The sequence below is a fragment of the Variovorax palleresanus genome, assembly GCF_051144945.1.
Classification (GTDB): Bacteria; Pseudomonadota; Gammaproteobacteria; order Burkholderiales; family Burkholderiaceae_C; genus Variovorax; species Variovorax paradoxus_S.
On record NZ_JBJNVP010000002.1, the window covers coordinates 216,794 to 240,995 of the forward strand.

23 protein-coding genes and 2 tRNA genes are annotated in these 24,202 nt (G+C 65.1%); 8 read left to right on the forward strand and 17 right to left on the reverse strand.

Features of this window, described 5'->3' with window-relative positions; all coding sequences use genetic code 11:
• The 7 genes from ispC to rpsB all read right to left on the reverse strand — a co-directional run bounded on the left by ispC (position 1) and on the right by rpsB (position 5,979).
• The gene (gene ispC / locus ACJ7Z0_RS04840) at positions 1 to 1,188 is read right to left on the reverse strand and encodes a 1-deoxy-D-xylulose-5-phosphate reductoisomerase (RefSeq protein ID WP_434788921.1); all 1,188 of its coding nucleotides are present in this window, start codon (positions 1,186 to 1,188) and stop codon (positions 1 to 3) included.
• Positions 1,185 to 2,030 (reverse strand): phosphatidate cytidylyltransferase, encoded by an 846-nt coding sequence (locus ACJ7Z0_RS04845; protein WP_434788922.1) that lies wholly within the window; start codon positions 2,028 to 2,030, stop codon positions 1,185 to 1,187. Before ACJ7Z0_RS04845 ends, ispC begins: the two co-directional genes overlap by 4 nt.
• Before the next feature lie 29 nt (positions 2,031 to 2,059).
• On the reverse strand, positions 2,060 to 2,803 hold the full coding sequence (gene uppS / locus ACJ7Z0_RS04850) for a polyprenyl diphosphate synthase (protein ID WP_431131755.1): 744 nt from the start codon (positions 2,801 to 2,803) through the stop codon (positions 2,060 to 2,062).
• 8 nt (positions 2,804 to 2,811) lie between these two features.
• On the reverse strand, positions 2,812 to 3,381 hold the full coding sequence (frr, locus tag ACJ7Z0_RS04855; RefSeq protein WP_431131757.1) for a ribosome recycling factor: 570 nt from the start codon (positions 3,379 to 3,381) through the stop codon (positions 2,812 to 2,814).
• 13 nt (positions 3,382 to 3,394) lie between these two features.
• Entirely contained in the window at positions 3,395 to 4,117 is a 723-nt protein-coding gene (gene pyrH, locus ACJ7Z0_RS04860) for a UMP kinase (protein ID WP_431131759.1), read from the reverse strand.
• Between the two features lie 102 nt (positions 4,118 to 4,219).
• Positions 4,220 to 5,143, reverse strand: a complete 924-nt coding sequence (gene tsf / locus ACJ7Z0_RS04865) for a translation elongation factor Ts (RefSeq protein ID WP_431131761.1) — start codon at positions 5,141 to 5,143, stop codon at positions 4,220 to 4,222.
• 80 nt (positions 5,144 to 5,223) lie between these two features.
• On the reverse strand, positions 5,224 to 5,979 hold the full coding sequence (gene rpsB / locus ACJ7Z0_RS04870; protein ID WP_431131763.1) for a 30S ribosomal protein S2: 756 nt from the start codon (positions 5,977 to 5,979) through the stop codon (positions 5,224 to 5,226).
• A gap of 220 nt (positions 5,980 to 6,199) precedes the next feature.
• Here rpsB and ACJ7Z0_RS04875 point away from each other — a divergent pair, with 220 nt between their 5' ends.
• The 3 genes from ACJ7Z0_RS04875 (at position 6,200) to ACJ7Z0_RS04885 (ending at position 10,360) form a co-directional block, all read left to right on the forward strand.
• A complete protein-coding gene (locus ACJ7Z0_RS04875; protein ID WP_434788923.1) occupies positions 6,200 to 7,525 on the forward strand; it encodes an amidase in 1,326 nt (441 codons plus the stop codon).
• 50 nt (positions 7,526 to 7,575) lie between these two features.
• The gene (locus ACJ7Z0_RS04880; protein WP_434788924.1) at positions 7,576 to 8,829 is read left to right on the forward strand and encodes a D-amino acid dehydrogenase; all 1,254 of its coding nucleotides are present in this window, start codon (positions 7,576 to 7,578) and stop codon (positions 8,827 to 8,829) included.
• A gap of 76 nt (positions 8,830 to 8,905) precedes the next feature.
• The gene (locus ACJ7Z0_RS04885) at positions 8,906 to 10,360 is read left to right on the forward strand and encodes an NAD(P)H-hydrate dehydratase (protein ID WP_434788925.1); all 1,455 of its coding nucleotides are present in this window, start codon (positions 8,906 to 8,908) and stop codon (positions 10,358 to 10,360) included.
• 16 nt (positions 10,361 to 10,376) lie between these two features.
• Here the strand turns inward: ACJ7Z0_RS04885 and ACJ7Z0_RS04890 are convergent, their stop codons facing one another.
• Entirely contained in the window at positions 10,377 to 11,141 is a 765-nt protein-coding gene (locus tag ACJ7Z0_RS04890; protein ID WP_434788926.1) for an SDR family oxidoreductase, read from the reverse strand.
• Between the two features lie 55 nt (positions 11,142 to 11,196).
• Positions 11,197 to 13,464: a ribonuclease R gene (gene rnr, locus ACJ7Z0_RS04895; protein WP_431132245.1), complete on the reverse strand. Its 2,268-nt coding sequence runs from the start codon at positions 13,462 to 13,464 to the stop codon at positions 11,197 to 11,199.
• Positions 13,465 to 13,544: 80 nt separating this feature from the next.
• Between rnr and ACJ7Z0_RS04900 the strand changes: the two genes are divergently transcribed.
• The 3 genes from ACJ7Z0_RS04900 to ACJ7Z0_RS04910 all read left to right on the forward strand — a co-directional run bounded on the left by ACJ7Z0_RS04900 (position 13,545) and on the right by ACJ7Z0_RS04910 (position 14,948).
• Positions 13,545 to 13,629: transfer RNA gene (locus ACJ7Z0_RS04900), tRNA-Leu, on the forward strand.
• A 571-nt stretch (positions 13,630 to 14,200) separates the two neighbouring features.
• Positions 14,201 to 14,593, forward strand: coding sequence for a YkvA family protein (locus tag ACJ7Z0_RS04905; RefSeq protein ID WP_434792610.1), 393 nt, complete (start codon positions 14,201 to 14,203; stop codon positions 14,591 to 14,593).
• Positions 14,594 to 14,669: 76 nt separating this feature from the next.
• Complete coding sequence (locus ACJ7Z0_RS04910) at positions 14,670 to 14,948, forward strand: hypothetical protein (RefSeq protein WP_434788927.1); 279 nt, start codon at positions 14,670 to 14,672, stop codon at positions 14,946 to 14,948.
• Positions 14,949 to 15,289: 341 nt separating this feature from the next.
• Here the strand turns inward: ACJ7Z0_RS04910 and rimO are convergent, their stop codons facing one another.
• The 6 genes from rimO to ACJ7Z0_RS04940 all read right to left on the reverse strand — a co-directional run bounded on the left by rimO (position 15,290) and on the right by ACJ7Z0_RS04940 (position 21,260).
• Positions 15,290 to 16,696, reverse strand: coding sequence for a 30S ribosomal protein S12 methylthiotransferase RimO (rimO, locus tag ACJ7Z0_RS04915; RefSeq protein ID WP_434788928.1), 1,407 nt, complete (start codon positions 16,694 to 16,696; stop codon positions 15,290 to 15,292).
• A gap of 39 nt (positions 16,697 to 16,735) precedes the next feature.
• The gene (gene phaR, locus ACJ7Z0_RS04920) at positions 16,736 to 17,296 is read right to left on the reverse strand and encodes a polyhydroxyalkanoate synthesis repressor PhaR (protein ID WP_431131779.1); all 561 of its coding nucleotides are present in this window, start codon (positions 17,294 to 17,296) and stop codon (positions 16,736 to 16,738) included.
• Positions 17,297 to 17,385: 89 nt separating this feature from the next.
• Positions 17,386 to 17,754: a hypothetical protein gene (locus tag ACJ7Z0_RS04925; RefSeq protein ID WP_431131781.1), complete on the reverse strand. Its 369-nt coding sequence runs from the start codon at positions 17,752 to 17,754 to the stop codon at positions 17,386 to 17,388.
• A gap of 170 nt (positions 17,755 to 17,924) precedes the next feature.
• A tRNA-Val gene (locus tag ACJ7Z0_RS04930) sits at positions 17,925 to 18,001 on the reverse strand.
• A gap of 48 nt (positions 18,002 to 18,049) precedes the next feature.
• The gene (locus ACJ7Z0_RS04935; RefSeq protein WP_434792611.1) at positions 18,050 to 20,194 is read right to left on the reverse strand and encodes a RelA/SpoT family protein; all 2,145 of its coding nucleotides are present in this window, start codon (positions 20,192 to 20,194) and stop codon (positions 18,050 to 18,052) included.
• Positions 20,195 to 20,300: 106 nt separating this feature from the next.
• Complete coding sequence (locus ACJ7Z0_RS04940) at positions 20,301 to 21,260, reverse strand: alpha/beta fold hydrolase (RefSeq protein WP_434788929.1); 960 nt, start codon at positions 21,258 to 21,260, stop codon at positions 20,301 to 20,303.
• A gap of 67 nt (positions 21,261 to 21,327) precedes the next feature.
• Between ACJ7Z0_RS04940 and ACJ7Z0_RS04945 the strand changes: the two genes are divergently transcribed.
• On the forward strand, positions 21,328 to 22,098 hold the full coding sequence (locus ACJ7Z0_RS04945; RefSeq protein WP_434788930.1) for a 3-hydroxybutyrate dehydrogenase: 771 nt from the start codon (positions 21,328 to 21,330) through the stop codon (positions 22,096 to 22,098).
• A gap of 45 nt (positions 22,099 to 22,143) precedes the next feature.
• On the opposite strand, the gene ACJ7Z0_RS04950 is transcribed toward ACJ7Z0_RS04945, so the two are convergent.
• Both ACJ7Z0_RS04950 and ACJ7Z0_RS04955 read right to left on the reverse strand, forming a co-directional pair.
• Positions 22,144 to 22,854, reverse strand: coding sequence for an SIMPL domain-containing protein (locus ACJ7Z0_RS04950; RefSeq protein ID WP_434788931.1), 711 nt, complete (start codon positions 22,852 to 22,854; stop codon positions 22,144 to 22,146).
• Between the two features lie 58 nt (positions 22,855 to 22,912).
• Entirely contained in the window at positions 22,913 to 23,293 is a 381-nt protein-coding gene (locus tag ACJ7Z0_RS04955; protein ID WP_434788932.1) for a hypothetical protein, read from the reverse strand.
• Between the two features lie 151 nt (positions 23,294 to 23,444).
• Here ACJ7Z0_RS04955 and ompR point away from each other — a divergent pair, with 151 nt between their 5' ends.
• On the forward strand, positions 23,445 to 24,176 hold the full coding sequence (gene ompR / locus ACJ7Z0_RS04960; RefSeq protein ID WP_012747691.1) for an osmolarity response regulator transcription factor OmpR: 732 nt from the start codon (positions 23,445 to 23,447) through the stop codon (positions 24,174 to 24,176).
• Positions 24,177 to 24,202: the final 26 nt, after the last annotated feature.

The following is a 24,202-nucleotide window of genomic DNA, read 5'->3' on the forward strand; positions in this document are numbered from 1 at the left end:
TCAGGCCGCGAAGCGCAGTGCCGCGGCATTGGCGGCCGCCCGCGCACTGGCGTCGAGCGCCAGCAGGTCGGCCAGCGATGCGGGCTTGGAGGGGGCAACGGCCTCCAAAGTTTCCATGTTGACCGCATGAATGCGGTCGAAGCGCAGGCGCCTGTCAAGAAAGGCCTCGACCGCGACTTCGTTGGCAGCATTGAGCACCGCCGTGGTTCCAGGTGCCGCGCGCAGCGCATGCCAGGCCAGGCCCAGGCCCGGAAACAGCGCCGCATCGGGGGCATAGAAGCTCAGCGCCGCCATCTGGCGGAAGTCGAGGCGCCCCGCGCCACTCTCGATACGCTCGGGCCAAGCCAGGCCGACGGCGATGGGCACGCGCATGTCGGGGGTTCCGAGCTGGGCGATCACCGACGCATCGGTGAACTGCACCATCGAATGCACCACGCTCTGGGGGTGGATGACCACCTCGATCTGTTCGGGCAGCACACCGAACAGGTGGCGCGCCTCGATCACCTCGAGCGCCTTGTTCATCATGGTGGCGGAATCGACCGAAATCTTGCGGCCCATGACCCAGTTCGGATGGGCGCAGGCCTGCTCGGGCGTGACCGAACCGAGGGTCTCGGGCGCGCGCGTGCGGAACGGGCCACCCGACGCGGTCAAGATGATCTTGTCGATGCGGCGCGACCAGGTCGACGGATCTTCCGGCAGCGACTGGAAGATGGCCGAGTGTTCGCTGTCGATGGGCAGCAGCGTGGCGCCACCCTCGCGCACGGTGCGCATGAACAGCTCGCCGCCGACCACCAGCGCTTCCTTGTTGGCCAGCAGCAGGCGCTTGCCGGCGCGCGCCGCGGCCAGGCAGGGGCCGAGGCCCGCGGCCCCCACGATGGCGGCCATGACCGCATCGACCTCTTCATGCGATGCTATCTTTTCAATAGCATCGATGCCACTCAGTACCCGCGTGGGAAGATTGTTTTGCTGGAGCTTTTCCGCCAGCTGCGCCGCATGTGCCGGGCTGGCCATAACGGCGAACCGGGGCGAAAAGCGCGCGCACTGCGCCAGCAGCTCGTCGACCTTGGTCGAAGCGGACAGCGCAAAGACCTCGAAGCGGTCGGGGTGCCGCGAAATGACATCGAGCGTGCTGACCCCGACCGAACCGGTCGAACCCAGCACCGTGATGCGTTGTTTGGGTGTGTTCACAAGGAAGCCAGCATCATTGCAATGGGAAGTACCGGCAAGAGGGCATCCACGCGGTCGAGCACGCCGCCGTGGCCCGGCAGCAGGCTGCTGCTGTCCTTGGCGCCGGCACTGCGCTTGATCAGCGATTCGACGAGGTCGCCGACGACGCTCATCGCCGCGAGAAACACCACGCCCACGAGCAGCAGCCACCAGCCGCGCTCATGCAGCCGGGTATAGAGGCTTGCCACCGTGGCGCCGGCGGCCTTGTCGGCCCAGACCCAGGCGAAGGCCAGCACCACCACGCCGGCCATGCCGCCCCACACGCCTTCCCAGCTCTTGCCGGGACTGATGGCGGGCGCGAGCTTGCCGCGCGTGAACTTGAGACCGAATGCGCGGCCCGCGAAATACGCGAAAACGTCCGCCACCCAGACCAGCACGAGAATCGAGAGCAGGAAGTTGATGCCGACCACGCGGGCCTGCACTGCCGCGAGCCATGCCACCCACAGCGCCAGCAAGCCACCCACCAGGCGCAGGCCGCGCGGAATGCGAGGCCAGCCCGGAACCGCCACCCGCAGCAGCGCGGCCCCGCCAAGCACCCAGGCGGCGCTGGCCAGCAGCCACATGAGCATCAGCGGCTGCGCAAGCAGACCGAGCCACCACGAAAGCGCGCACAGCGCGACTGTTTCGAGGCCGAGGAACACCGACAGCCGCTGCCCGTATCCGTTGAGGCGGCCCCACTCCCATGCCGCAGCGCCGATCAGTACCAGCATGACGCAGGCAAAGGGAACGTGGGACGGATAGAAGAGCGCCGGCAGCAGGATCGCCAGCAGGACGATGGCCGTGAGGATGCGTTGTTTGAGCATGCGGCTGAGGAGTCGGGCCGTGAAGGCCCTCAGGCCATCTGGCGATCTGAAGAGGAATCGCTGCCGGCCGTGACCTGCGCGGATGTTTTGCCGAACCGGCGCTCGCGGGCCTGGAACGCGGCAATTCCCGCGTCCAATTCGGCCTCGTCGAACTCGGGCCAGAGTTTGCTGCTGAAGAAAAGCTCCGCGTATGCGCTCTGCCAGAGCAGGAAGTTGGACAGCCGCTGTTCGCCGCCGGTGCGGATGAGCAGGTCGGGGTCGGGCACGTGCGCCAGGGCCATGGCGCGGTCGAGATTGGCCTCGGTGAGGGCCTCGCCCTGCTCCACCAGCTTGGCGGCGGCGCGCGCAATGTCCCACCGCCCGCCGTAGTTGAAGCAGACGTTGAGGATCAGTTTGGTATTTGGCGCCGTGGCTTCCTCGGCATTGACCAGTCCCTGCACCATTTTCTTGGAGAGCCCGGCGCGTTCGCCGACGAAGTGCAGCCGCACGCCGTCGCGGCTCAGCTTTGGCACCTCGCGTGCGAGGGCACCGACCATGATTTCCATCAGGCCCGAGACCTCTTCGGCCGGACGGTTCCAGTTTTCCGACGAGAACGCGAAGACCGTGAGAATGCCCACGCCGCGGTCGACGCAGGCCTTGACGCAGCGCCGCAGCGACTCGACGCCCTGCTTGTGTCCCGCCACACGGGGCAGGAACCGCCGCGTGGCCCAGCGTCCGTTGCCATCCATGACGACGGCAATGTGGCGCGGAATCTGCGGCAAGGAGGGGGCCATGCGCAGCCTCAAACGGCCATGATCTCCGCTTCCTTGGCCGCGACCAGACGATCGATTTCCGCGATGTGGCGGTCGGTGACCTTCTGGATCTCGGCTTCGGCGCGCTTCTGGTCGTCCTCGGAGGCGAGCTTGTCCTTGACCAGCTTCTTGACGGCTTCGTTCGCGTCGCGGCGCAGGTTGCGCGTGGCGATCTTGGCGGTTTCGCCTTCGTTGCGGACCAGCTTGGTCATTTCCTTGCGGCGCTCTTCGCTCATGGCAGGAAGCGGCACGCGGATCAGGTCGCCCATCGAGGCCGGGTTCAGGCCCAGGTCGCTTTCGCGAATGGCTTTCTCGATCTTGGCGCCCATGCCTTTTTCCCAGGGCTGGACGCTGATGGTGCGCGAGTCGAGCACCGACACGTTGGCCACCTGGCTCAGCGGGACTTGCGAGCCGTAGTACTCGACATGGATCGAATCGAGCAGCGCGGAGTTGGCGCGGCCGGTACGGATCTTGGTGAGGTTGTTCTGGAACGCAGCGAGCGACTGGTTCATCTTCGCATCGGTCGTGCTGCGAATTTCTGCAATGGTGGGGGTCGTCATCTCAATTTACTCCTCAGGCATGCACCAGCGTGCCTTCGTCCTCGCCCATGACGACACGCTTGAGCGCGCCGTTCTTGAAGATCGAGAACACCTTGATCGGCAGCTTCTGGTCGCGGCACAGCGCGAAAGCCGTGGCGTCCATGATGCCGAGATTCTTCGCGATCGCCTCATCGAAAGTGAGCGACGTATAGCGCGTTGCATCGGGGTTGGTCTTCGGATCGGCGGAATACACGCCGTCGACCTTGGTGGCCTTGAGCACCAGCTCGGCACCGATCTCGGCACCGCGCAGCGCGGCGGCCGTGTCGGTGGTGAAGAACGGATTGCCGGTGCCCGCGGCAAACACCACGACCTTGCCCTCTTCGAGATACTGCAATGCCTTGGGCCGCACATAAGGCTCGACCACCTGCTCGATGGCGATTGCCGACATGACGCGCGCCACCAGCCCCTGCTTGTTCATGGCGTCGGCCAGTGCCAACGAATTCATGACCGTGGCCAGCATGCCCATGTAGTCGGCCGTGGCGCGGTCCATGCCGACGGAGCCTCCCGCGACGCCGCGGAAGATATTGCCGCCGCCGATCACGACTGCAAGCTCCACACCCATGTTCACCACCTCGGCCACCTCTTCGACCATGCGAACGATGGTGGCGCGATTAATACCAAAGGCATCGTCTCCCATTAATGCCTCGCCCGACAGCTTCAACAAGATTCGCTTGTGGGCTGGGCGGGGATCAGACATGGGCAATTTCCTTACTTGGGGTTGGCGGGGCGAGTGTAGAACGAGGCGGTGAAAAAGCGGCGGCACACACACGTGCGCCGTCGCTTTGGGGCGTAACAGTTTTTACGCGGCGGCCTTGGCGGCAGCAACTTGAGCTGCAACTTCGGCTGCGAAGTCGTCGACCTTCTTTTCGATGCCTTCGCCGACCACATACAGGGTGAAGCCCTTGATGCTGGTGTCGGCGGCCTTGAGCATTTGCTCGACGGTCTGCTTGTCGTTCTTCACGAACGGCTGGTTGTGCAGCGAGACTTCCTTGAGGTACTTCTGCACGCCGCCTTCGATGCGCTTGGCAACGATGTCTGCAGGCTGCGGCTTCTTGCCTTCGGCTTCGGCCGTCTTGCGGTCTTCCTCGGCCTTGCCGGCGGCAACAGCACGCTCTTTTTCGATCAGGTCGGCAGGCACGTCGGCGGCCGAGATGGCAACCGGCTTCATGGCGGCGATGTGCATCGCAACGTCCTTGGCCGAGGTGTCGTCGCCTTCGAACTCGACCATCACGCCGATGCGCGTGCCGTGCAGGTACGAAGCCAGCTTGCCGTTGCCGGCAAAGTGCTTGAAGCGGCGGAAGCTCATGTTCTCGCCGATCTTGCCGATGAGGCCCTTGCGCACGTCTTCGAGCGTGGGGCCGAAGCCGTCTTGCTCATAGGGCAGCGCGCCCAGCGCGGCGATGTCCGCGGGGTTGTGCTTGGCGACCAGCATCGCGGCAGCGTTGGCCATGGCCAGGAAGCTGTCGTTCTTGGTGACGAAGTCGGTTTCGCAGTTGATCTCGATCATGCCGCCGGCAGCGCCGTCGACAAAAGCCGTGACCACGCCTTCGGCGGTGATGCGGCCCGATGCCTTGCCAGCCTTGTTGCCGAGCTTGATGCGCAGCAGCTCTTCGGCTTTTTCCATGTTGCCGTCGGCCTCGGTCAGGGCCTTCTTGCATTCCATCATCGGCGCGTCGGTCTTTGCGCGCAGTTCGCCGACCATGCTTGCAGTGATTGCAGCCATTGTTCTATCTCCGTGTCCAAAAAATCAGGTTAAAAAAAAGGGGCACCAAAGCCCCTTCTTCAGGCTCGCGAGAGCACCAATCAGGCCGAAGCGCCTTCTTCGACTTCGACGAATTCGTCGCTGCTGCCTTCGGCGATGGCCTTGACCACGTCACCACCGGCGCTGTTGCGGCCTTCGATGATCGCGTCGGCGATGCCGCGAGCGTAGAGCGTGACGGCCTTCGACGAGTCGTCGTTGCCCGGAATGACGTAGTCGATGCCTTCGGGCGAGTGGTTGGAGTCCACCACGCCGATCAGCGGAATGCCGAGCTTCTTGGCTTCTGCCACGGCGATCTTGTGGAAGCCCACGTCGATCACGAAGATGGCATCGGGCAGCGCGGTCATGTCCTGGATGCCGCCGATGTCCTTCTCGAGCTTCTCGATTTCACGCGAGAAGGTGAGCTGCTCTTTCTTGCTCAGGCTGTCGAGGCCGGCTTCTTGCTGGGCCTTCATGTCCTTCAGGCGCTTGATCGAGGTCTTGACCGTCTTGAAGTTTGTCAGCATGCCGCCGAGCCAGCGGGTGTCCACGAAAGGCACGCCGGCACGGCGGGCTTCGGCAGCCACGATTTCGCGGGCTTGGCGCTTCGTGCCGACCATGAGGATCGTGCCGCGGTTGGCGGTGAGCTGCTTGGCGTACTTCATCGCATCCTGGAACATCGGAAGCGACTTTTCCAGGTTGATGATGTGAATCTTGTTGCGATGGCCGAAGATGTACGGGGCCATCTTGGGGTTCCAGAAGCGGGTTTGGTGACCGAAGTGGACACCGGCTTCCAGCATTTCGCGCATGGTGGTAGACATTGAAAATTCCTCCAAAGGTTGGGTCTAAAATCCAGCCCGTTTTGCGCCTCCTTCGAATGGAGTCGCAACACCTTGATTGGGCCGGTTTGCGGATGTGTCTTGCTGTGTGTGGCGGTAGCCGTCACACGGTCAGCGAAACCCAAAGAGTATAGCACGGCCCTCCCTGGCTTTTGTCCTTGCCCCGCCCCGTAACCAAGCCGTCCGCGCCCCCCAACCGCCCATGAACGACCTTCACGCCACCCGTCTGAATCTGTTGGCAGGTGGCACCGATGCACGCACCGAATTGGAGCATGCCATCGGTATCGCCCAGTCTCCGGCCTGCAGCCACGTCTTCACCCGCACGCTGTTCGACGAAGCCCACCGGCAGGTCGCGCTGCCGGCGCCGCAAAGCAGGCTCGCGGGGCTCGCCTTCACCGCCAAGGACCTGTTCGACATCGAGGGGCAGCCAACCCCCGCCGGCTCCGTCGTGCTTTCGCATGCCCCGGCAGCCAGGGCCGATGCAGTGGCGGTCGCACGGCTGCGCGCCGCGGGCGGCGTGCTGACCGGCCGCACCAACATGAGCGAGTTCGCTTTCTCGGGCGTGGGAGTCAACCCGCACCATGGCACGCCGGCCAACGTGAGCGACGCCACCACGCCGCGCATTCCGGGGGGTTCGTCGTCAGGAGCCGCCATTTCGGTCGCGACCGGGGCGGCTTTCATCGGGCTCGGCTCGGACACAGGCGGCTCGATCCGCATTCCGGCGGCACTGAACGGCATCGTGGGATTCAAGAGCACCGCCCGCCTCGTGCCGGCCGATGGCGCGCTGCCGCTGTCGACCACGCTCGACACCGTCTGCGCCATGACGCGCTCGGTCCGGGATGCCATCGCCGCGCACGAGATCCTTGCGGCCCGACGTGTGACCGCCGGCGCCGCCTCGCTGGGGGCCTACCGGCTCGCCGTGGTGAAAAACGTGTTCTTCGACGACATCGAGCCCGCGGTGGCCAGCGCCTTCGAGAACGCGCTGCAAGCGCTGCGCAGCGCGGGCGCCCAGGTCGAGGAAATCCTGCTGCCGGAACTGGCGGAGCTGCAGGCCATCAACGCCACAGGCGGGTTTTCGGCGGCAGAGTCCTATGCTTGGCACCGGCTGCTGCTGGAACGCAGCGGCGCCGGCTACGACCCCCGCGTCGCTCAGCGCATCATCCGGGGCGCCGTCATGAAGGCGCACGAATACATCGACCTCGTGAATGCCCGGCGCGCATGGATCGCCCGCGTTGAAGCGGCGCTGTCGTCTTTCGACGCCGTGCTGTCGCCGACGGTGCCGATCACCGCCCCCTCCATCGCCAGCGTGGCGCCGGGTGCCGAGCGCGACGACGAGTTCTTTCGCGTCAACGCGCTGCTGCTGCGCAATCCGTCGATCGTCAACATGCTCGACGGCTGCGCCATCTCGCTGCCCTGCCATGCCGCCGGCGAACTGCCGGTCGGCCTGATGCTGTGGCACGCCGCGCTGCACGACGACGCGGTTCTTGCGATTGCCCTGCAAGCCGAGCACGCACTGCGAAGACAATAGCTCCACGCCCATCGAAGGGCGTGAGCCATCTCTTCTTACTCAAAGATTCAATGAAAATCGCGATCGTGGGCGCCGGCATCATCGGCGTCACCACCGCCTGGGAACTGGTTTCGGATGGCCATGAAGTCTCCGTGTTCGAGCGCCGCGGCGCCGCTGCCGAGGAGGCCAGTTTTGCGAATGCAGGCGTGGTCGCGCCGGGCTATGTGACGCCTTGGGCGGCGCCCGGCATGCGGGCCAAGGTGCTGCGCTCCCTGCTCTCCCCGCACGGTGCCATCAAGCTGCGCTGGCCACTGAGTACGCGCGATCTGGGCTGGATGTCGCGCTGGCAGAAGGCGTGCAAGCTCGAAACCTACCTTGCCAACCGCGCCCGCATGCAACGCCTGGCGTTCTACAGCCGCACCCGGCTGCACGAGGTGACCGAGGCACGCGAGCTGAGCTACGAGCGCAGCGACGGCTACCTCGTGCTGCTGCGCTCCAAGCGCGAGAAGAAACTGGTCCAGCCCGGGCTCGAGGTGCTGCGCGCGGCCGGCAGCGTCTTCAAGGAAGTCGATGCCGACGAAGCCCGGCGCATCGAACCCGCCCTCAACACCGACACCGCGCTCGCAGGCGCCATCCACCTGCCCGAAGACGAAGTAGCCAACTGCCGCCAGTTCGCGCTGCTGCTCAAGTGGGAGGCCGAGGCACTCGGTGCCCAATTTCATTTCAATTGCGACATTGCGCCGCTGAGCCGCGCCGAGCCCACCTCCGTCTCGCTCGCAAGCGGGTCGCCGCCGCTGCGCTTCGATGCGGTGGTGGTGTGCGCCGGGCTCGCCTCGGCCCAGCTGCTGCGCCCGCTCGGCCTCAAGATTCCGCTGGCGCCGGTGTATGGCCATTCCATCAGCGCGCCGATTCGAGAATCGCTCAACGCCCCCCGCAGCGCCGTGATGGACGAACGCTACAAGGTCGCCATCTCGCGCCTGGGCCAGCGCGTGCGCGTGGCCGGAAGCGCCGAGATCGGCGGCTCGCTGAGCACCATGAACCCGTCCGCGGTGCAAACGCTCTACAAGGTGCTTCACGACTGGTTTCCCGGCGCGGTCACGCTGCAGTCGGGCGTGCAGCAATGGAAGGGTGCGCGGCCGATGCTGCCCGATGGCCCTCCGGTGCTCGGTGCCAGTGGCGTGCCGGGCGTGTGGCTCAACCTGGGCCACGGTTCGAGCGGTTGGGCGCTGTCGTGCGGCAGCGCACGCGTGGTGGCCGACCTGGTCGGTGGCCGCGATGCCGGTGTCGACCTCGAAGGCCTGGGCGTCGAGCGGCTCAGCCTCTAGGGTTCGCCCCACCCAAGCATTCGGGGCTCCTGGTCAAGCGCTTCATCCATCGGCCGCCGAGCGGCAAAATGGCCCGATGCAACGCATCACGTCCGCCACCGCCGCCGATCTGTTCGACATTGCGGCGACGCGGCGCATCGAGCACGCAGCCGCGGCCAGCCTGCCCTCCCACACGCTGATGCAGCGCGCGGGCTTGGCCGTGGCACGGCTGGCCATGGCGCTCGCGCCGCACGCACGCACGATCTGGATCGCCTGCGGGCCGGGCAACAACGGTGGCGATGGCTTCGAGGCGGCAGCGCAGATGCAGCACCGGGGCTTCCAGCCGGTCGTCACATTCACGGGCGATGAAAACCGCCTGCCGCCGGATGCAAAGGCCTCGCTGCAACACGCGCGGAACGCCGGGGTGATCTTCGCCCCGCAGCCGCCTGCCACGTATGAACTGGCCATCGATGCGCTGCTCGGCATCGGATCGACCCGGCCGCCCGAAGGCGTCATGGCCGAGTGGCTGCGGCAGATGCATGCCGGGGGGCAACCGGTGCTCAGCGTCGACCTGCCCTCCGGTTTGAATGCCGACACAGGGGTCTGGAACGCCGCCCATCCGGCGGCCGACATCTCGGCTTGCGTGACCTTCCTGACCCTGAAGCCAGGCCTCTTCACGGCCCAAGGCCGCGACGCGGCAGGTACGGTCTGGTTCGACGACCTGGGTTGCAGCAGCATGGCCGAGCCGCCTGTCGCTCGCCTGGCTGGCACACCAACGAACCGGCCGCGCAGCCACGCATCGCACAAGGGCAGCTATGGCGATGTTGCGGTGATCGGCGGCGCACCTGGCATGGCGGGCGCCGCACTGCTCGCTGGATCGGCCGCGCTGCATGCGGGTGCCGGACGCGTGTTTGTCGGACTGCTCGACCCGAGCGCAGCCCCCGTCGACCTGTCACAACCCGAGCTGATGCTGCGAGACGCCAACGCACTCGATCTTTCGGGCATGACCGCGGTCTGCGGATGCGGCGGCGGCACAGCCGTGCGCGCGGTGCTGCCGCGCGTGCTGGCGACAGCGGCTGCATTGGTGCTCGACGCCGATGCGTTGAACGCGATTGCTGCCGACAGCGGGTTGCGAATGCAGTTGGCGTCGCGCGCCCGGCGCGGAAAGCCCACCGTGATCACCCCGCACCCGCTCGAAGCGGCGCGCCTTCTGAATTGCTCGGCCGCCGACATTCAGGCAGACAGGCTCGCAGCGGCCCGCGAGTTGGCGTCGCGCTACGGCGTGGTCGCCGTGCTCAAGGGCTCGGGAACGGCGATTGCCGACGGCAGCGGCGCACCACCGGTGCTCAATGCGACCGGCAACGCCAGGCTCGCGACCGCCGGCACGGGCGACGTACTGGCCGGAATGATCGGCGCCGCGCTGGCGATGCAAAAACCGGCCTTCGAGGCAGCGCGCGAAGCCGTCTGGCGCCACGGCCGCATCGCCGACACGTGGCCGGCCAATGCGCCGCCGCTGACGGCCGGCGCCTTGGCGCGCCAGGCGCCGCGCTGACGAGGTTCTGTCTGCTCTAGCCGCGCCCGACGAAGGGCATCTTCGTTGCCATGACGGTATGGAACAGCACGTTGGCCTCCAGCGGCAGGTTCGCCATGTAGAGCACCGACTGACCCACGATCTTGACGTCCATCAGCGGCTCGATGGCGAGTTCGCCGTTGGCTTGCGGCACCCCCTTGGCCATGCGCGCCGCCAGTTCGGTCATGGCATTGCCCACGTCGATCTGACCCACGGCGATGTCGTACTTGCGCCCGTCGAGCGAAGCGGTCTTGGTGAGGCCCTCCACGCCGTGCTTGGTTGCGGTGTACGCGGCCGAATTCGGCCGCGGAGCGGTGGCCGAGATGGAGCCGTTGTTGATGATGCGGCCGCCGCGCGGGGTCTGCGCCTTCATCGTGCGGAAGGCCTGCTGGATGCAGAAGAACATGCCGGTCAGGTTGATGTCGACCACCCCGCGCCATTGCTCAGGCGTCCAGTCTTCGAACGGGCCCGGCGGGTTGCCCACGCCGGCGTTGTTGAACAGCAGGTCCACGCGGCCGAAGCGTTCCACCGCGGCGGCGAACAGAGCCTCTACCGATTCGGCGTTGGCCACGTCGGTGGGCACCGCGAAAGCCCGTGCGCCGGCGCCCGACTCTTCCGCCACCTGTTCCAGCGGCTCCAGGCGGCGCCCGGCCAGGGTCACGTTCCAGCCGTCGGCCAGCAATGCCAGCGCCGCGGCGCGTCCGATGCCCGTGCCGGCGCCCGTGACGATCGCGATGCGGCCCTTGTTGTTTTCCACGCTCATGTTCAGTGTCTCCTTCTCGGTGTGTCTGTAGGGGATGGGTGCAGTGCGTTGCCCGTCATGCACGGCGAGGCTTGCGCCCCTTCATCTTGTTGGCAGCCTTCTTGACCGCCGATTTGAAGGCCTGCATGGCCGACTGGGGCCCCACCGCAACGGCGCTCGCGCCGCGTTCGCTGCGCGGCTCGGGAACGGCCTCGGCCTTGTGGCGCGAACTGCGCTTGGCCGATGCCTTGACCGGCACGCCGGTCGAGCCCACGCCCTTGTCCTTCATGGCACGCGCGGTGAGCTCTTCGCCCTCGCGCACCAGGCGGAAATCGATCTTGCGCCCGTCCAGGTCGACACGGCTCACCTGCACCCGCACGCGCGTGCCGATGGCATAGCGAATGCCGGTGCGCTCGCCGCGCAGCTCCTGGCGCATTTCGTCGAACTTGAAATATTCGCCGCCGAGTTCGGTGATGTGCACCAGGCCTTCGACATACATGGCGTCGAGCGTGACGAAGATGCCGAAGGTGGTGGCCGCCGTGACCACGCCGCCGTATTCCTCACCCAGGTGCTCCCGCATGTACTTGCACTTGAGCCATGCCTCGACGTCGCGGCTGGCTTCGTCGGCGCGGCGTTCGTTGGCGCTGCAATGCAGGCCGGCAGCTTCCCAGGCCAGGACTTCCTTGGTTGGCGCGACGGTGGCTTTCTGCGGCTTGGTGGTTGGCGCCTTGACGCGCGAGGCCAGCCGCTTGGCCAGCTTGGCATGCGCCTCGCCCGGCGTCGGCAGCATCGGCAGCTGATAGCGCGTCTTGCCGAGAATGGCCTTGATGACACGGTGCACCAGCAAGTCCGGATAACGCCGGATCGGGCTCGTGAAGTGGGTGTAGGCCTCGTACGCCAGACCAAAGTGGCCGCTGTTGATGGGCGTGTAGATCGCCTGCTGCATCGAGCGCAGCAGCATGGTGTGGATCTGCTGCGCGTCGGGACGCTCCTTGGTGGCCTCGGCAATCGCCTGGAACTCACCGGGCCGCGGGTCGTCGGTGATGCTCAACCCCACGCCCATGGCCTTCAGGTAGCCGCGCAGGATTTCCTTCTTCTCGGGCGTCGGGCCTTCGTGCACGCGGAACAGGCCCGGGTGCTTGCCTTCGGCGATGAAGTCGGCGCTGCACACGTTGGCGGCGAGCATGGCTTCTTCGATGAGGCGGTGCGCCTCGTTGCGCGTACGCGGCACGATCTTCTCGATGCGGCCCGCGTCGTCGCAGATGATCTGCGTCTCGGTGGTTTCGAAGTCGACCGCACCACGCTTGCCGCGCTGCTTGAGCAGTGCCTTGTAGACGTCGGCGAGGTTCAGCAGATCCTTCACGCGGTCCTTGCGCTTGGCCGCCTCGGGGCCGCGCGTGTTGCCAAGAATGGCAGCCACTTCGGTGTAGGTGAAGCGGGCGTGGCTGAACATCACCGCCGGATAGAACTGGTAGGCGTAGATTTCGCCGTCGGCGGCCACGAGCATGTCGCACACCATGCACAGGCGCTCGACCTCGGGGTTCAACGAGCACAAGCCGTTCGAAAGCTTTTCCGGCAGCATCGGAATAACGCGGCGCGGGAAGTAGACACTGGTGGCGCGGTCGTACGCGTCGATATCGATCGCCGAGCCGGTCTGCACATAGGCGCTGACATCGGCAATGGCAACCAGCAGGCGCCAGCCCTTGCCGCGGCCAACCTTCGCGGGCTCGCAGTACACGGCGTCGTCGAAGTCGCGCGCGTCTTCGCCGTCGATGGTGACCAGCGGCACGTCGGTCAGGTCGATGCGGCCCTTCTTGTCGGCGGGCCGTACCTTCTCGGGCAACGCCTTGGCCTCGACCAGGCATTCCGCGGAGAACTCATGCGGCACGCCGTACTTGCGCACGGCAATCTCGATCTCCATGCCGGGGTCGTCGATCTCGCCCAGCACTTCCTTCACGCGGCCCACGGGCTGGCCGAACAAGGCCGGCGGCTCGGTGAGCTGCACGACCACGACCTGCCCTACCTTCGCGGGACCGGTCGCGCCCTTGGGGATCAGTACGTCCTGTCCGTAGCGCTTGTCCTCGGGCGCGACGAGCCAGATGCCGCCTTCATGCAACAGGCGACCGATGATCGGCTGCTCGGGGCGTTCGACGATTTCAACCACCCGTCCTTCGGGACGACCGCGCCGGTCTTGGCGCACCACGCGCGCCTTGACGCGGTCCTTGTGCAGCACCGCGCGCATCTCGTTCGGGGGCAGATAAATGTCGGCCTCGCCGTCGTCGCGCTGCACGAAACCGTGTCCATCGCGATGCCCTTGAACAGTTCCTTCAAATTCATCCAGCAGACCGCTGGAATGGCCATTATTTTTGATATGATTCTCTCTTTCCTGAAATTCAAAACATAACTGCTTCGGCAGCTATGTGGGCCCAGATGGCGGAATTGGTAGACGCACTAGTTTCAGGTACTAGCGAGTAACATCGTGGAGGTTCGAGTCCTCTTCTGGGCACCACCCCTACCAAGCTGAAACCCCTGTGAATCATCGATTTACAGGGGTTTTTTCTTTGCCCTGGGAACATGATCGAGGGATGCTCTCCCTCGCAAAAGCCGGTCGTGACCAAACAAGGCCCGACCGACAGCAAGCCGCCGCTTTCGCACACACCTTCGCGGTCCCCGTTCGAGACCTCTTGCGGGATTGTTTCGGGCGGCACGGATTCGAACAGATGCAACGGGCTTCGTCTTCTCATGAAATGCTGCGGCAGCCGCTCAGGGAGAGCGGCTTTCTCGCCATTCTGACGCAGTACATCGACGAATGATCGCGCACAGTCTCAAGAAGCGGGGCAACCAATCAATACACCGTGTTGCCAGTAAAGGTGAACCGCAAACCCAACCTGATGGGCGCGGCGTTCAACTCGCCGAAGTGACCACGGTTGGATCTGCGGGTTGCGACGGCCTGTGAAGCCGACATGCACCTTACCACGCCGCAGCGTCGCGGCTCCGACGATCTGGCCGCCAGGGCTCGGCCTGCCAAACTGCGCCATAGTTCGCGCCGGCACGTCGCGCTCTCCGAATCCCCACTGTTCATGGCCCTTTTTCAAAGCATCAGGCAATGGGCGTCGCGCATCAAGCGCGACGCCGTCACGCTGTGGTTTGCCTACCGCCATCCCGGCACGCCCTGGTTCGCCAAGGCGCTTGCCGCATTTGTCGTCGCCTACGCGCTGAGCCCGATCGATCTGATACCGGATTTCATCCCCGTGCTTGGCTATGTCGACGACGTATTGCTGCTGCCCGCCCTCATCGCGCTGAACATCCGGCTCATTCCAGCCGATGTGCTCCAGGAATGCCGCGCGCAGGCCGACAGGTGGATGAAAGAACAAGGCTCCAAGCCCCGAAGCATTGCGGGCGCTGTGATCGTCGTTGCCATCTGGATCGGCTTGGCCGCTGGCCTTTTGGCGTGGTTCAACAGGCACCGCTGAGTCTGCTCGCCAGGGCCTCGACAGGCATTGAATTTACTGTATATTTATACAGTCTTTTCACAAAGGATAACTGCCCATGTCCGCCCCTGAAGAAACCGCTCCCGCACGCAACCACGCCTTGGCAGAAGCCTTGGCATGGATTTCAAAATTTGCCCACGCGTGGAAGGCGATCGAACCCGCGCCTCGTTCGCTGAGCATCGATGGATTCATCATCTGGGGGCCCGTACTCTATGAAAAGCACGGCAAGGAGGACCCCGTGGCACTCGCCGCCCAGTTGTACGGCAAATCGGGTGACTACTTCAAATACCTCTATCCGGGCCGCACGCAGGACGCAGGCGAAGCGCTTCCGTTCTAGCGGTTCCAGCCGTTACAGAAATCGCCAGGCGGCAAGTCGCAGGACAGTCGGCCCATGGATTCAGACGGGGAAGTCGTGGCAAAAATCACACTTTGCCGCCAAACATGCGTCTAAAAGTAACCGAAACGCGCGCACAATGTTACCTTTGGTTTGTGTAATTCAAATTTAAGGAGTCAACTGTGATCGCAGCATTTACTTTGATCGCCGGCATGTTTCTTGGCGCGTTGTTCATGAGCCTTCTGGTCATCTCACGTTCGGATGACTGAGAGCAACCGGGCCCTGCCCGTCCCGATCGAGCCTTTTTGGAAAGCCCGCTTCAAGCGGGCTTTCCTTTTGGCGGGTCAGATCGGCAGCGCAATCAGGTCGTGGCCCTCGGCACCCACGATGCGGGCCTTGGTGAATTCACCCACCTTGAGCGTCTTGCTGATTTTCTCGGGCGGCAGCAGGCGAACGGTGCCGTCGATCTCGGGCGCGTCGGCGTAGGTACGGCCCACGCCACCTTTTCGGCCCATGCCCGGCGCGGAATCGACGAGCACCTGCATGGTTGCACCGATGCGCTGGCGCAGCTTGGCGATCGACACCGCCTCCGCCACTTCCATGAAGCGGGCACGGCGCGCTTCGCGCTCGGCCGGCGGCAGCATGCCGGGAATGTCGTTGGCCGTGGCACCTTCGACGGGGCTGTAGGCAAAGCAACCGGCCCGGTCGATCTGCGCCTCGCGGATGAAGTCGAGCAGATGCTCGAACTCTTGCTCGGTTTCGCCCGGAAAGCCCGCAATGAAGGTGCTGCGGATCACGAGTTCGGGACAGACCTCGCGCCAACGCGCGAGGCGCTCCAGGTTCTTCTCGCCGCTGGCCGGCCGCTTCATGCGCTTGAGCACGTCGGGGTGGCTGTGCTGCAGCGGCACGTCCAGGTAAGGCAGCACCTGCCCGCTCGCCATCAGCGGAATGATTTCGTCCACGCTCGGATACGGGTACACGTAGTGCAGCCGAACCCAGGCGCCGTAGGGCTCCGCGATTTCGCCCAGCGTGCGCACCAGTTCGAGCATGCGCGTCTTGACCGGCTTGCCGTCCCAGAAACCGGTACGGTACTTCACGTCGACGCCATAGGCCGAGGTGTCCTGGCTGATGACCAGCAGTTCTCTCACGCCGCCTTCGAACAGTGCCTTGGCCTCGCCGAGCACGTCGCCGACAGGACGCGACACCAGATCGCCACGCATCGACGGGATGATGCAGAAGGTGCAGCGGTGATTGCAGCCTTCGCTGATCTTCAGGTACGCATAGTGCCGCGGCGTGAGCTTGAGGCCTGCGATGCCGAAAGTGTTGGGCACCAGGTCGATGAAGGGATCGTGCGGCTTGGGCAGGTTGGCGTGGACCGCATCCATGACCTCCTGCGTGGCGTGCGGACCGGTCACGGCCAGCACGCTGGGATGCATCTGCCGCACCAGGTTGCCGCCCTGGTCGCCGGTCTTGGCGCCCAGGCAGCCCGTGACGATCACGCGGCCGTTTTCCGCCAATGCCTCGCCGATGGTGTCGAGGCTTTCCTTCACGGCATCGTCGATGAAGCCGCAGGTGTTGACGATCACCAGGTCGGCGCCTTCGAAGGTCTTTGCCGTCTGGTAGCCCTCGGCGCTCAACTGGGTCAGGATCAGTTCGGAATCGGTCAGGGCCTTGGGACAGCCCAGGCTCACGAAGCCGACTTTGGGGGCAGCCGGCGTGGCCGTACGTTCAGGGGAGGCAACTTCGCTCATATGCCTCTATTGTCCCAGCTATCGGACGGGACCGGGATTTCAGGGGCGTTTGATGCCGAATGCACCCAGAACCTGCTCGGTATTCTTCTGCATCTGTTCCTGCATTTGCAGGAACACGTTCTTGGACTGCTCGACGTAGTTGCCCATCAGTCCCTGGAGCATCGGCGACTGCAGGGTCATGAAGCGCGACCACATTTCGGGCGTGAGGCCTTCGGCCTTTTCGGTGAGCTGGGCCTGCACTTCGGTCATGGCCTGGATGTTCTTCTCGAGATACGGGCCCATGTAGCCCTGCATCGCCTGTCCGTAGAAACGGATGATGTTGGACAACACCTGCTCGGTGAACATCGGCGCGCCACCCGCTTCTTCTTCGAGGATGATCTGCAGCAGGATGCTTCGCGTGAGGTCGTCGCCCGTTTTGGCATCGCGCACCACGAACTGGGCGTTCTGTATGACCAGCTGCTTCACCTCGGTCAGGGTGATGTAGGTGGATGTCTCGGTGTCGTAGAGCCTTCGGTTGGGGTACTTCTTGATTACACGTTGCACCGGCTTGACCCCGGACTTCTTGCTCTGCACTGCGGACTCCTTCACATGGATGCCCATGTCATCCGATCAATTCTAGGTAGCGGTTTTGCTGCATCGCGACAAGGTTTACCCTGACCGCCCTTCGGCCAGCGAATCCGCGTCCTTCTTCAGTCGAGCGTTGTGGCGTATTCGGCGCCGCATGCGGCGCAGGTCGCCGTCTCGGGGCGATCTTCCGTGGCCTCTCGAAAACGCAAGGGACTCTTGTGGCCGTAGACGACCCAGCAGCGCGGACAGTGCTCCTGGCCGGAGGTCGGCAGATAGGCGCGAGCACGCTGTTCGGCGCGCTCTTGCGTCACGGGCATGCCCTGCCGCTGGGCGCGCGCCACCTCGCGCGCAGCCATGGTGTCGGTGCGGCCGCCTGCGTGGTCGTTGATGCCATAGACCGCGCGCGCAAATTCAATGGGGGCTTGCCTGAGCAATGCGGCCAAGCGCTTGGCGGCATGAGCCCGATCAACCAGCGTTGATCGCGTATTCATCAGATCGCTTGTCAAGAAAATTGGAAAAGGTTTGCAGTGTGGCCAAGGTAGCACAACAATGTGGCCATGGTCTTTGTCTGCTTCACCGCAGGGACGATTGAGACACCGGGGAACCCGGTGAAAGCTCTGTTCAACAGACCCGGTGGTTGGCCGGATGTTGGAACAGAAATTGGTAGGCGCGATTGGACTCGAACCAACGACCCCCACCATGTCAAGGTGGTGCTCTAACCAGCTGAGCTACGCGCCTAAGGATGTGTCCGAGAAGCAGCTATTGTAGCAGGAGAAAACGCGCTTTTTAGCGCCGACGTGCAGATCGCACACCAGCCACTGCCGTCACGATGCCCAGCACCTGCGTCAGCCGCGCTGCGTCTGTGATCTCTACAGTGAACGTCATCCATGCCGTGCCCTTGACCGATTGCGTCTGCACGCCGATCACATTCATCTTCTCGCGTGCGAAGACATCGGAGATGTCGCGCAAGAGGCCCTGGCGGTCCGCCGCTTCCACGGCCACGTCGACCGCATAGACCGGCGCCTCGCCACCCTTCTTGGCCGCTCCCCATTCGACATCGATGACGCGCTCGCCGTCGCGCGCGGCCATCGTGCGAAAGTTGCTGCAATCGGTGCGATGCACGCTCACGCCATGACCGCGGGTCACGAAGCCGCTGATGGGATCGGGCGGTGCCGGCTTGCAGCACTTGGCAAGCTGCGTCATCAATGAAGACACGCCCACCACCAGCACACCGCCCTTGCCGGATTTTTCGCTCGCGCGCGGCTTCTTGATCTGCACGCCGTCGTCCGGATTGGGCGCGGGCTCCGGCGGGCGCAGCAGCACCTCGATGTTGCGCAGCGAGAACTCGTCCTTGCCGACCACTTCGAACAAATGGTCCGCCGACTTGAAGCCCAGCTGCGAAGCCAGGTCCTCGAGCCGCGTGGAAGTCTTGCCTTCGCGCTGCAGCAGCTTCTCGACGGCTTCGCGTCCGCGCGCCACGGTCTCGTGCGTGATCTGCGCGTTGAACCACGCGCGCACCTTGGCTCGCGCGCGGTGGCTGGCAAGGTAGCCCAGCTCGGCATTGAGCCAGTCGCGCGACGGGCCGCCCTCCTTGGCCGCGATGATCTCCACCGTCTGTCCGTTGGACAGCGGCGTGTTGAGCGGCACCATCGCGCCATCGACGCGCGCGCCGCGGCACCTGTGGCCGAGCGTCGTGTGCACGGTGTAGGCAAAGTCGACCGGCGTCGCGCCCTGCGGCAGCTCGACAATGGCCGCGTCCGGCGTCAGCACGTAGATGCGGTCGTCGAACAGCCCCTGCCCCTGCGAGCCGCCCGAAAGATCGCGCTCCCATGCCAGGAGCTGCCGCAGCACGGCGATCTTCGCGTCGTACTCTCCGCTCGCCCACACGCCCGCATAGCCCTTGTGCCCGGCTTCCTTGTAGGCCCAGTGCGCCGCCACGCCGTGCTCGGCATGGTCATGCATTTCTTCCGTGCGAATCTGGATCTCGATCGGCTTGCCGGGCTTGCCGTCGACCATCTCGCGCACCACGGTGTGCAGCGACTGATAGCCGTTGGGCTTGGGCCGCGCAATGTAGTCGTCGAACTCCTCGTCGATCGGCAGGAAATGCGAATGCACCCAGGCCAGCGCCGCGTAGCAATCCTTCACGTCGGGCACCACCACGCGCAGCGCGAGGATGTCGAACACCTGCGCGAAGTCGAGCGACTTGCCGCGCATCTTCTTGACGATGCTGTAGATGTTCTTCGGCCGCCCCTGCACGATGGCGCGCACGCCCTCGGCCTGCAGCTCGCTTTCGAGCTGCGAGCGCAGCTGCTCGACATGGCCTTCGCGCTCGACCCGCTTCTCGTCGAGCAGGCGTGCAATCAGCTTGTAGGTTTCGGGTTCCAGGAAGCGGAACGAGAGATCCTCGATCTCCCACTTCACCTGCCAGATGCCGAGCCGGTTGGCCAGCGGCGCAAACACCTGCAGCGACTCGCGCGCCACGCTCTCGGGCGCCGGCCGCTTGCTGGCCGCGGCATGCCGCAAGGTCTGCAGCCGCGACGCCAGGCGCAGCATGACCACGCGCAGGTCGCGCGAAAACGCGAGCAGCATCTTGCGCACGTTTTCAGTTTGCGCGCCCGCGCCTTCCGACAGGTGATGGCCCTGCGAAGCCGAGCGGGCCTGCTCCTGCACGCGGACCAGCTTGGTGGTTTCGACCGCCAGCGCCGCAAAGTTGTCGCCGAACACCTTGGCAATCACTTCCTGCGGGCGGTTCAGGTGCTGGCAGGCATAGACCAGATAGCTCGCGGCCTGCATGGCCTCGGAGCCGCCCATCTTTGCGACGATGGCCGCCACGGCATCGGCGTGCGCCAGCGTGTTCTCGCCGGTGTCGAGCTTTTCGTCGGCAATCAACGGCTCGGCAAATGCGCGCGCACGGGCGAGCATGTTCTCCATCACCGGAGTGCGATCCGCCGTGGCGGCGGACAGCGGATAGTCCGCCACTGCCGAATCGGGAGAGTGTGCCGTTTGAAGGCTCGAAGAATCGCGCTTCACGCTGCCCTCAATCGAACAGGAAGGATGTGACAGCCAGGACCTGCGCAGGGTCGACGAAGGTGGGCGCATGGCCCACGCCTTCGAATTCGATCAGCGCCGCGCGAGGCCCGCGCTGCGTCATGGCCAGCGCCGTTTCGTGCGACAGCAGATCCGACTGGGCGCCACGCGTCACCAGGGTTTTCGCCTCGATGGCGTCGTACAGGCTCCACATCACCGCGCCGCCCTGGGCCGCGGCCTCGGGCGTGACGGCGCGCAGCGACACGGCAATGGCCGGGTCGTAGTGGAGCAGGCAGGGACCGGCTTCGCCGCCGCCGGCTTCGTCGGCCTCCAGCTTGCACGCACCATCGGCCGTGCGCCGGGATGCCGGCACCACCATGTGCCTGGACAGTGAAAGCCATTGCTCAGGCGTATGGGGGCCGAAGCTGGTCGAAATTGCCCACATGGCGTCCGCCGCTTCCTTCAGGCTCGCATAGCGGCCGCCCTGCCCCACGTAGCCGCCAATGCGCTGGATGGCCACGGCCTCGATCGTCGGGCCGACGTCGTTCACGATGAAACGGCGTATGGGTTGGGGCAGCGGCAATTGCTTGTGGCCGGCCAGCACGAAACCGATGAGTCCGCCCATGCTGGTACCCAGATAGTCGAGCGTCTCGATCGGCTGTTCGCGATGCAGTTGCGCCAGGAGGGCCACCATGTCGGCCGCATAGACCGGCACCTGGTAGAGCGCCGGATCGCGCAGCCAGTCGCTTCGGCCACGCCCTGCGACATCGGGACAGACCACACGCACGTCGCCGCCGGCACGCGCCACGATGGCCTGGGCCAGCACGTCGAAATCGCGCCCCTGGCGGGTCAGGCCGTGCACGCACATCACCACACGCGCACTGCGCGCGCTGCCCCATTGCCAATAGGCCATGCGATGCCCGCCTTGGGGGTCGTCGCACGCCACGTAATGAAGCGTCGGTTCTGTCATGAAAACGAAGTCGTCCTGGTGCGGATAATGTCTCGTCGCATCCTAATTCATCCGGAGATTGAACTTCATGCTCAAAGGCAAAACCGCGCTTGTCACGGGGTCCACCAGCGGCATTGGCCTTGCCATTGCCGAGGCACTTGCACAACAAGGCGCGCACATCGTGCTCAACGGCTTCGGCGATGCCGAGGCGCCCAAGGCCCGCATCGAAGCGCTCGGCGTGCGTGCCGAATACCACGGCGCCGACATGAGCAAGCCCGACCAGATCGAGGACATGATGAAGTTCGCCGCGTCCAGGTTCGGCCGAGTCGACATCCTCGTCAACAACGCCGGCATCCAGCACGTGGCAAAGGTCGAGGACTTTCCGCCAGAGCGCTGGGACGCCATCATCGCAATCAACCTCACGAGCGCGTTCCACACGACGCGGCTCGCGATTCCGGCCATGCGCGAAGCCAATTGGGGACGCATCGTCAATGTTGCGTCGGCCCACGGGCTGGTCGCCTCGGCGCAGAAGTCCGCCTACGTGGCGGCCAAGCACGGCATCGTCGGCTTCACCAAGTCGGTAGCGCTCGAAACCGCGACCACCGGCATCACCAGCAATGCAATCTGCCCGGGCTGGGTGCTGACCCAACTGGTGCAAAAGCAGATCGACGACCGCGCGGCACGCGAAGGCATCTCGGCCACGCAGGCGCAAAACGAACTGCTCGGAGAAAAACAGCCTTCGCTGCAGTTCACCACGGTAGAGCAGCTCGGCGGGCTGGCGGTGTTCTTGTGCTCGCCGGCGGCCGACCAGGTCCGCGGCGTGGCCTGGCAAATGGACGGCGGCTGGACCGCGCAGTGATCGAAGGGGAGCGGCCCGCGCCCTCCCCCACGCCTGCCTGGCCCTCTACTTGAGCTGCACAGAACCCGACACGTTCACCACCACGCTGGTCTTCCCGGCTTCCACCGGCACCGGCGCATCGGGAGAAAAAGACTTGGCCGATGCCGCCATGACGCGCGGCCGGATCGGGCCGCTGTCGTTCGCGTTCACCGAGACCTCGCGCAGCGTGTAGCCCGCAAAGCCGAAGCCCTTGGCCAGCTCCGTGGCCTTCTGCTTGAAGTTCTCGATGGCGATGGTCTGGGCCTCGGTCTCGCTTTTGGCGCGCTGCTCGCGGCTCAGTGCAAAGCCGACGTTTCCGACGTTGAGCGTGGTGATGCGGCCCGCGGTCTGCGTGATGCGCGGGAAGTCGCGGCCCTCGAGCACCATTTCAGCGGAGCCCTGCCAGCCGTTGATCTTTCCTTCGCGGGTGTAGCGCGGCGACAGGCTGAAGTTGCCGGTGCGCACGTCGAGCTGACCGGGTTGGGCATTCTTTTTGGCTTCGGCCAGCGCGGCGTCCACCGCAGCCTTGAGCTGCGACTGGACCGTGGCGGCATCGGTCGCGTCGCGGGTGGTGGTGAGCGTCATGCTCAGCAGATCCTGCTGCACTTCGACCGTGCCGGAGGCAGTGAGCTGCAGCACGTTCTGCGGCGGCGGGGCCATGTTCTGGGCTGTGGCGCTGCCTGCGGCCGCTGCCGCGGCCAACGCGGCGCAGGCCGCGATCCAACTGATTTTCTTCAAGACGAGTTACCCCCTGGATTGGTATTCAATGAACGCAAAAAAAGCGCGCCGCGCCGCTTCAGCGGCGCTGGCTGCGGGGCAAGGTCAACGCGCGGGCCGCCGACATCGGCGGCGGCGCGATTCGCTCGGCCGGCTGCGATTCTGCCGAATTCATTGCCCTGGGGGGTGTGCCGGGCGGCGCCCACTGGCCGCGCACCTGCTGGCGCAACTCGAAGAGTTCGGCCGCCGTCAGGCGCCTGCCGGCCGCCGCCTCCTCCCTGCGGATCTCGGCGCGCTGCGACGCGCGGTGAGCCGCCACCGCCTCGCGAACCTCGCTGCGGCGCGAATCCCCGACCTTGAGGAATTCGCCAGCCGTGGCCAGGGTGGAGCCGCAGCTGCAGGCAACGAGGATCGGCAACGCGGAAAAGAGGGTTCTCATTGAACAGAAGTCATAGGACAAGTGGACTTTGCCACCGCGGGACGAAGGTCGGATGGCTAGACAGCTAGCGACCGCAAGTTTTGTAACTTAGTGTCAAACCATAAGTAAAACTGGCTCAGCGGCGGCTCAACGCCTTCAGAATCGACGCTGTTACAAATTCAACGTTGTAGAAATGACTCAAGTTCCCGCTCGCACTGACAAGATCGTGATCGTCGACGACGACGCCCGCATCCGCGACCTGCTTCGCCGCTACCTGACCCAGGAAGGTTTCGAAGTGATCGTGGCCGAGGACGGCAAGGCGCTCAACCGCATCCTGTTGCGCGACACGGTCGATTTGATCGTGCTCGACCTGATGATGCCCGGCGAGGACGGCCTCTCGGTCTGCCGCCGCCTGCGCGCCGCCAACGACCGCACGCCGATCATCATGCTCACCGCCAAGGGCGAAGACGTCGACCGCATCGTCGGTCTCGAGGTCGGCGCCGACGACTACCTTGGCAAGCCCTTCAACCCCCGCGAACTGCTGGCGCGCGTGCACGCCGTGCTGCGCCGCCGTCCGCCGCTCGAGGCGCCCGGTGCGCCTTCCACCGAGAACGAAACCGTCACTTTCGGCCCGTTCGCCTTCGACCTCGGGTCGCGCACGCTCAAGAAGGACGGCGAAGAGCTCTCCCTGACCACCGGCGAGTTCGCGATGCTGAAAGCGCTGGTGCGCCATCCGCGCCAGCCGCTCTCGCGCGAAAAACTGGCCCAGCTGGCACGCGGCCGCGAATTCGAGCCCTTCGACCGCAGCCTCGACGTGCAGATCTCGCGCCTGCGCAAGCTGGTCGAGGCCGACGCCGCGGCGCCCCGCTACATCCAGACGGTGTGGGGCGTGGGCTATGTCTTCGTGCCGGACGGCACGGCCTGACGACATCCCGAGGTGGCCATCGGCCT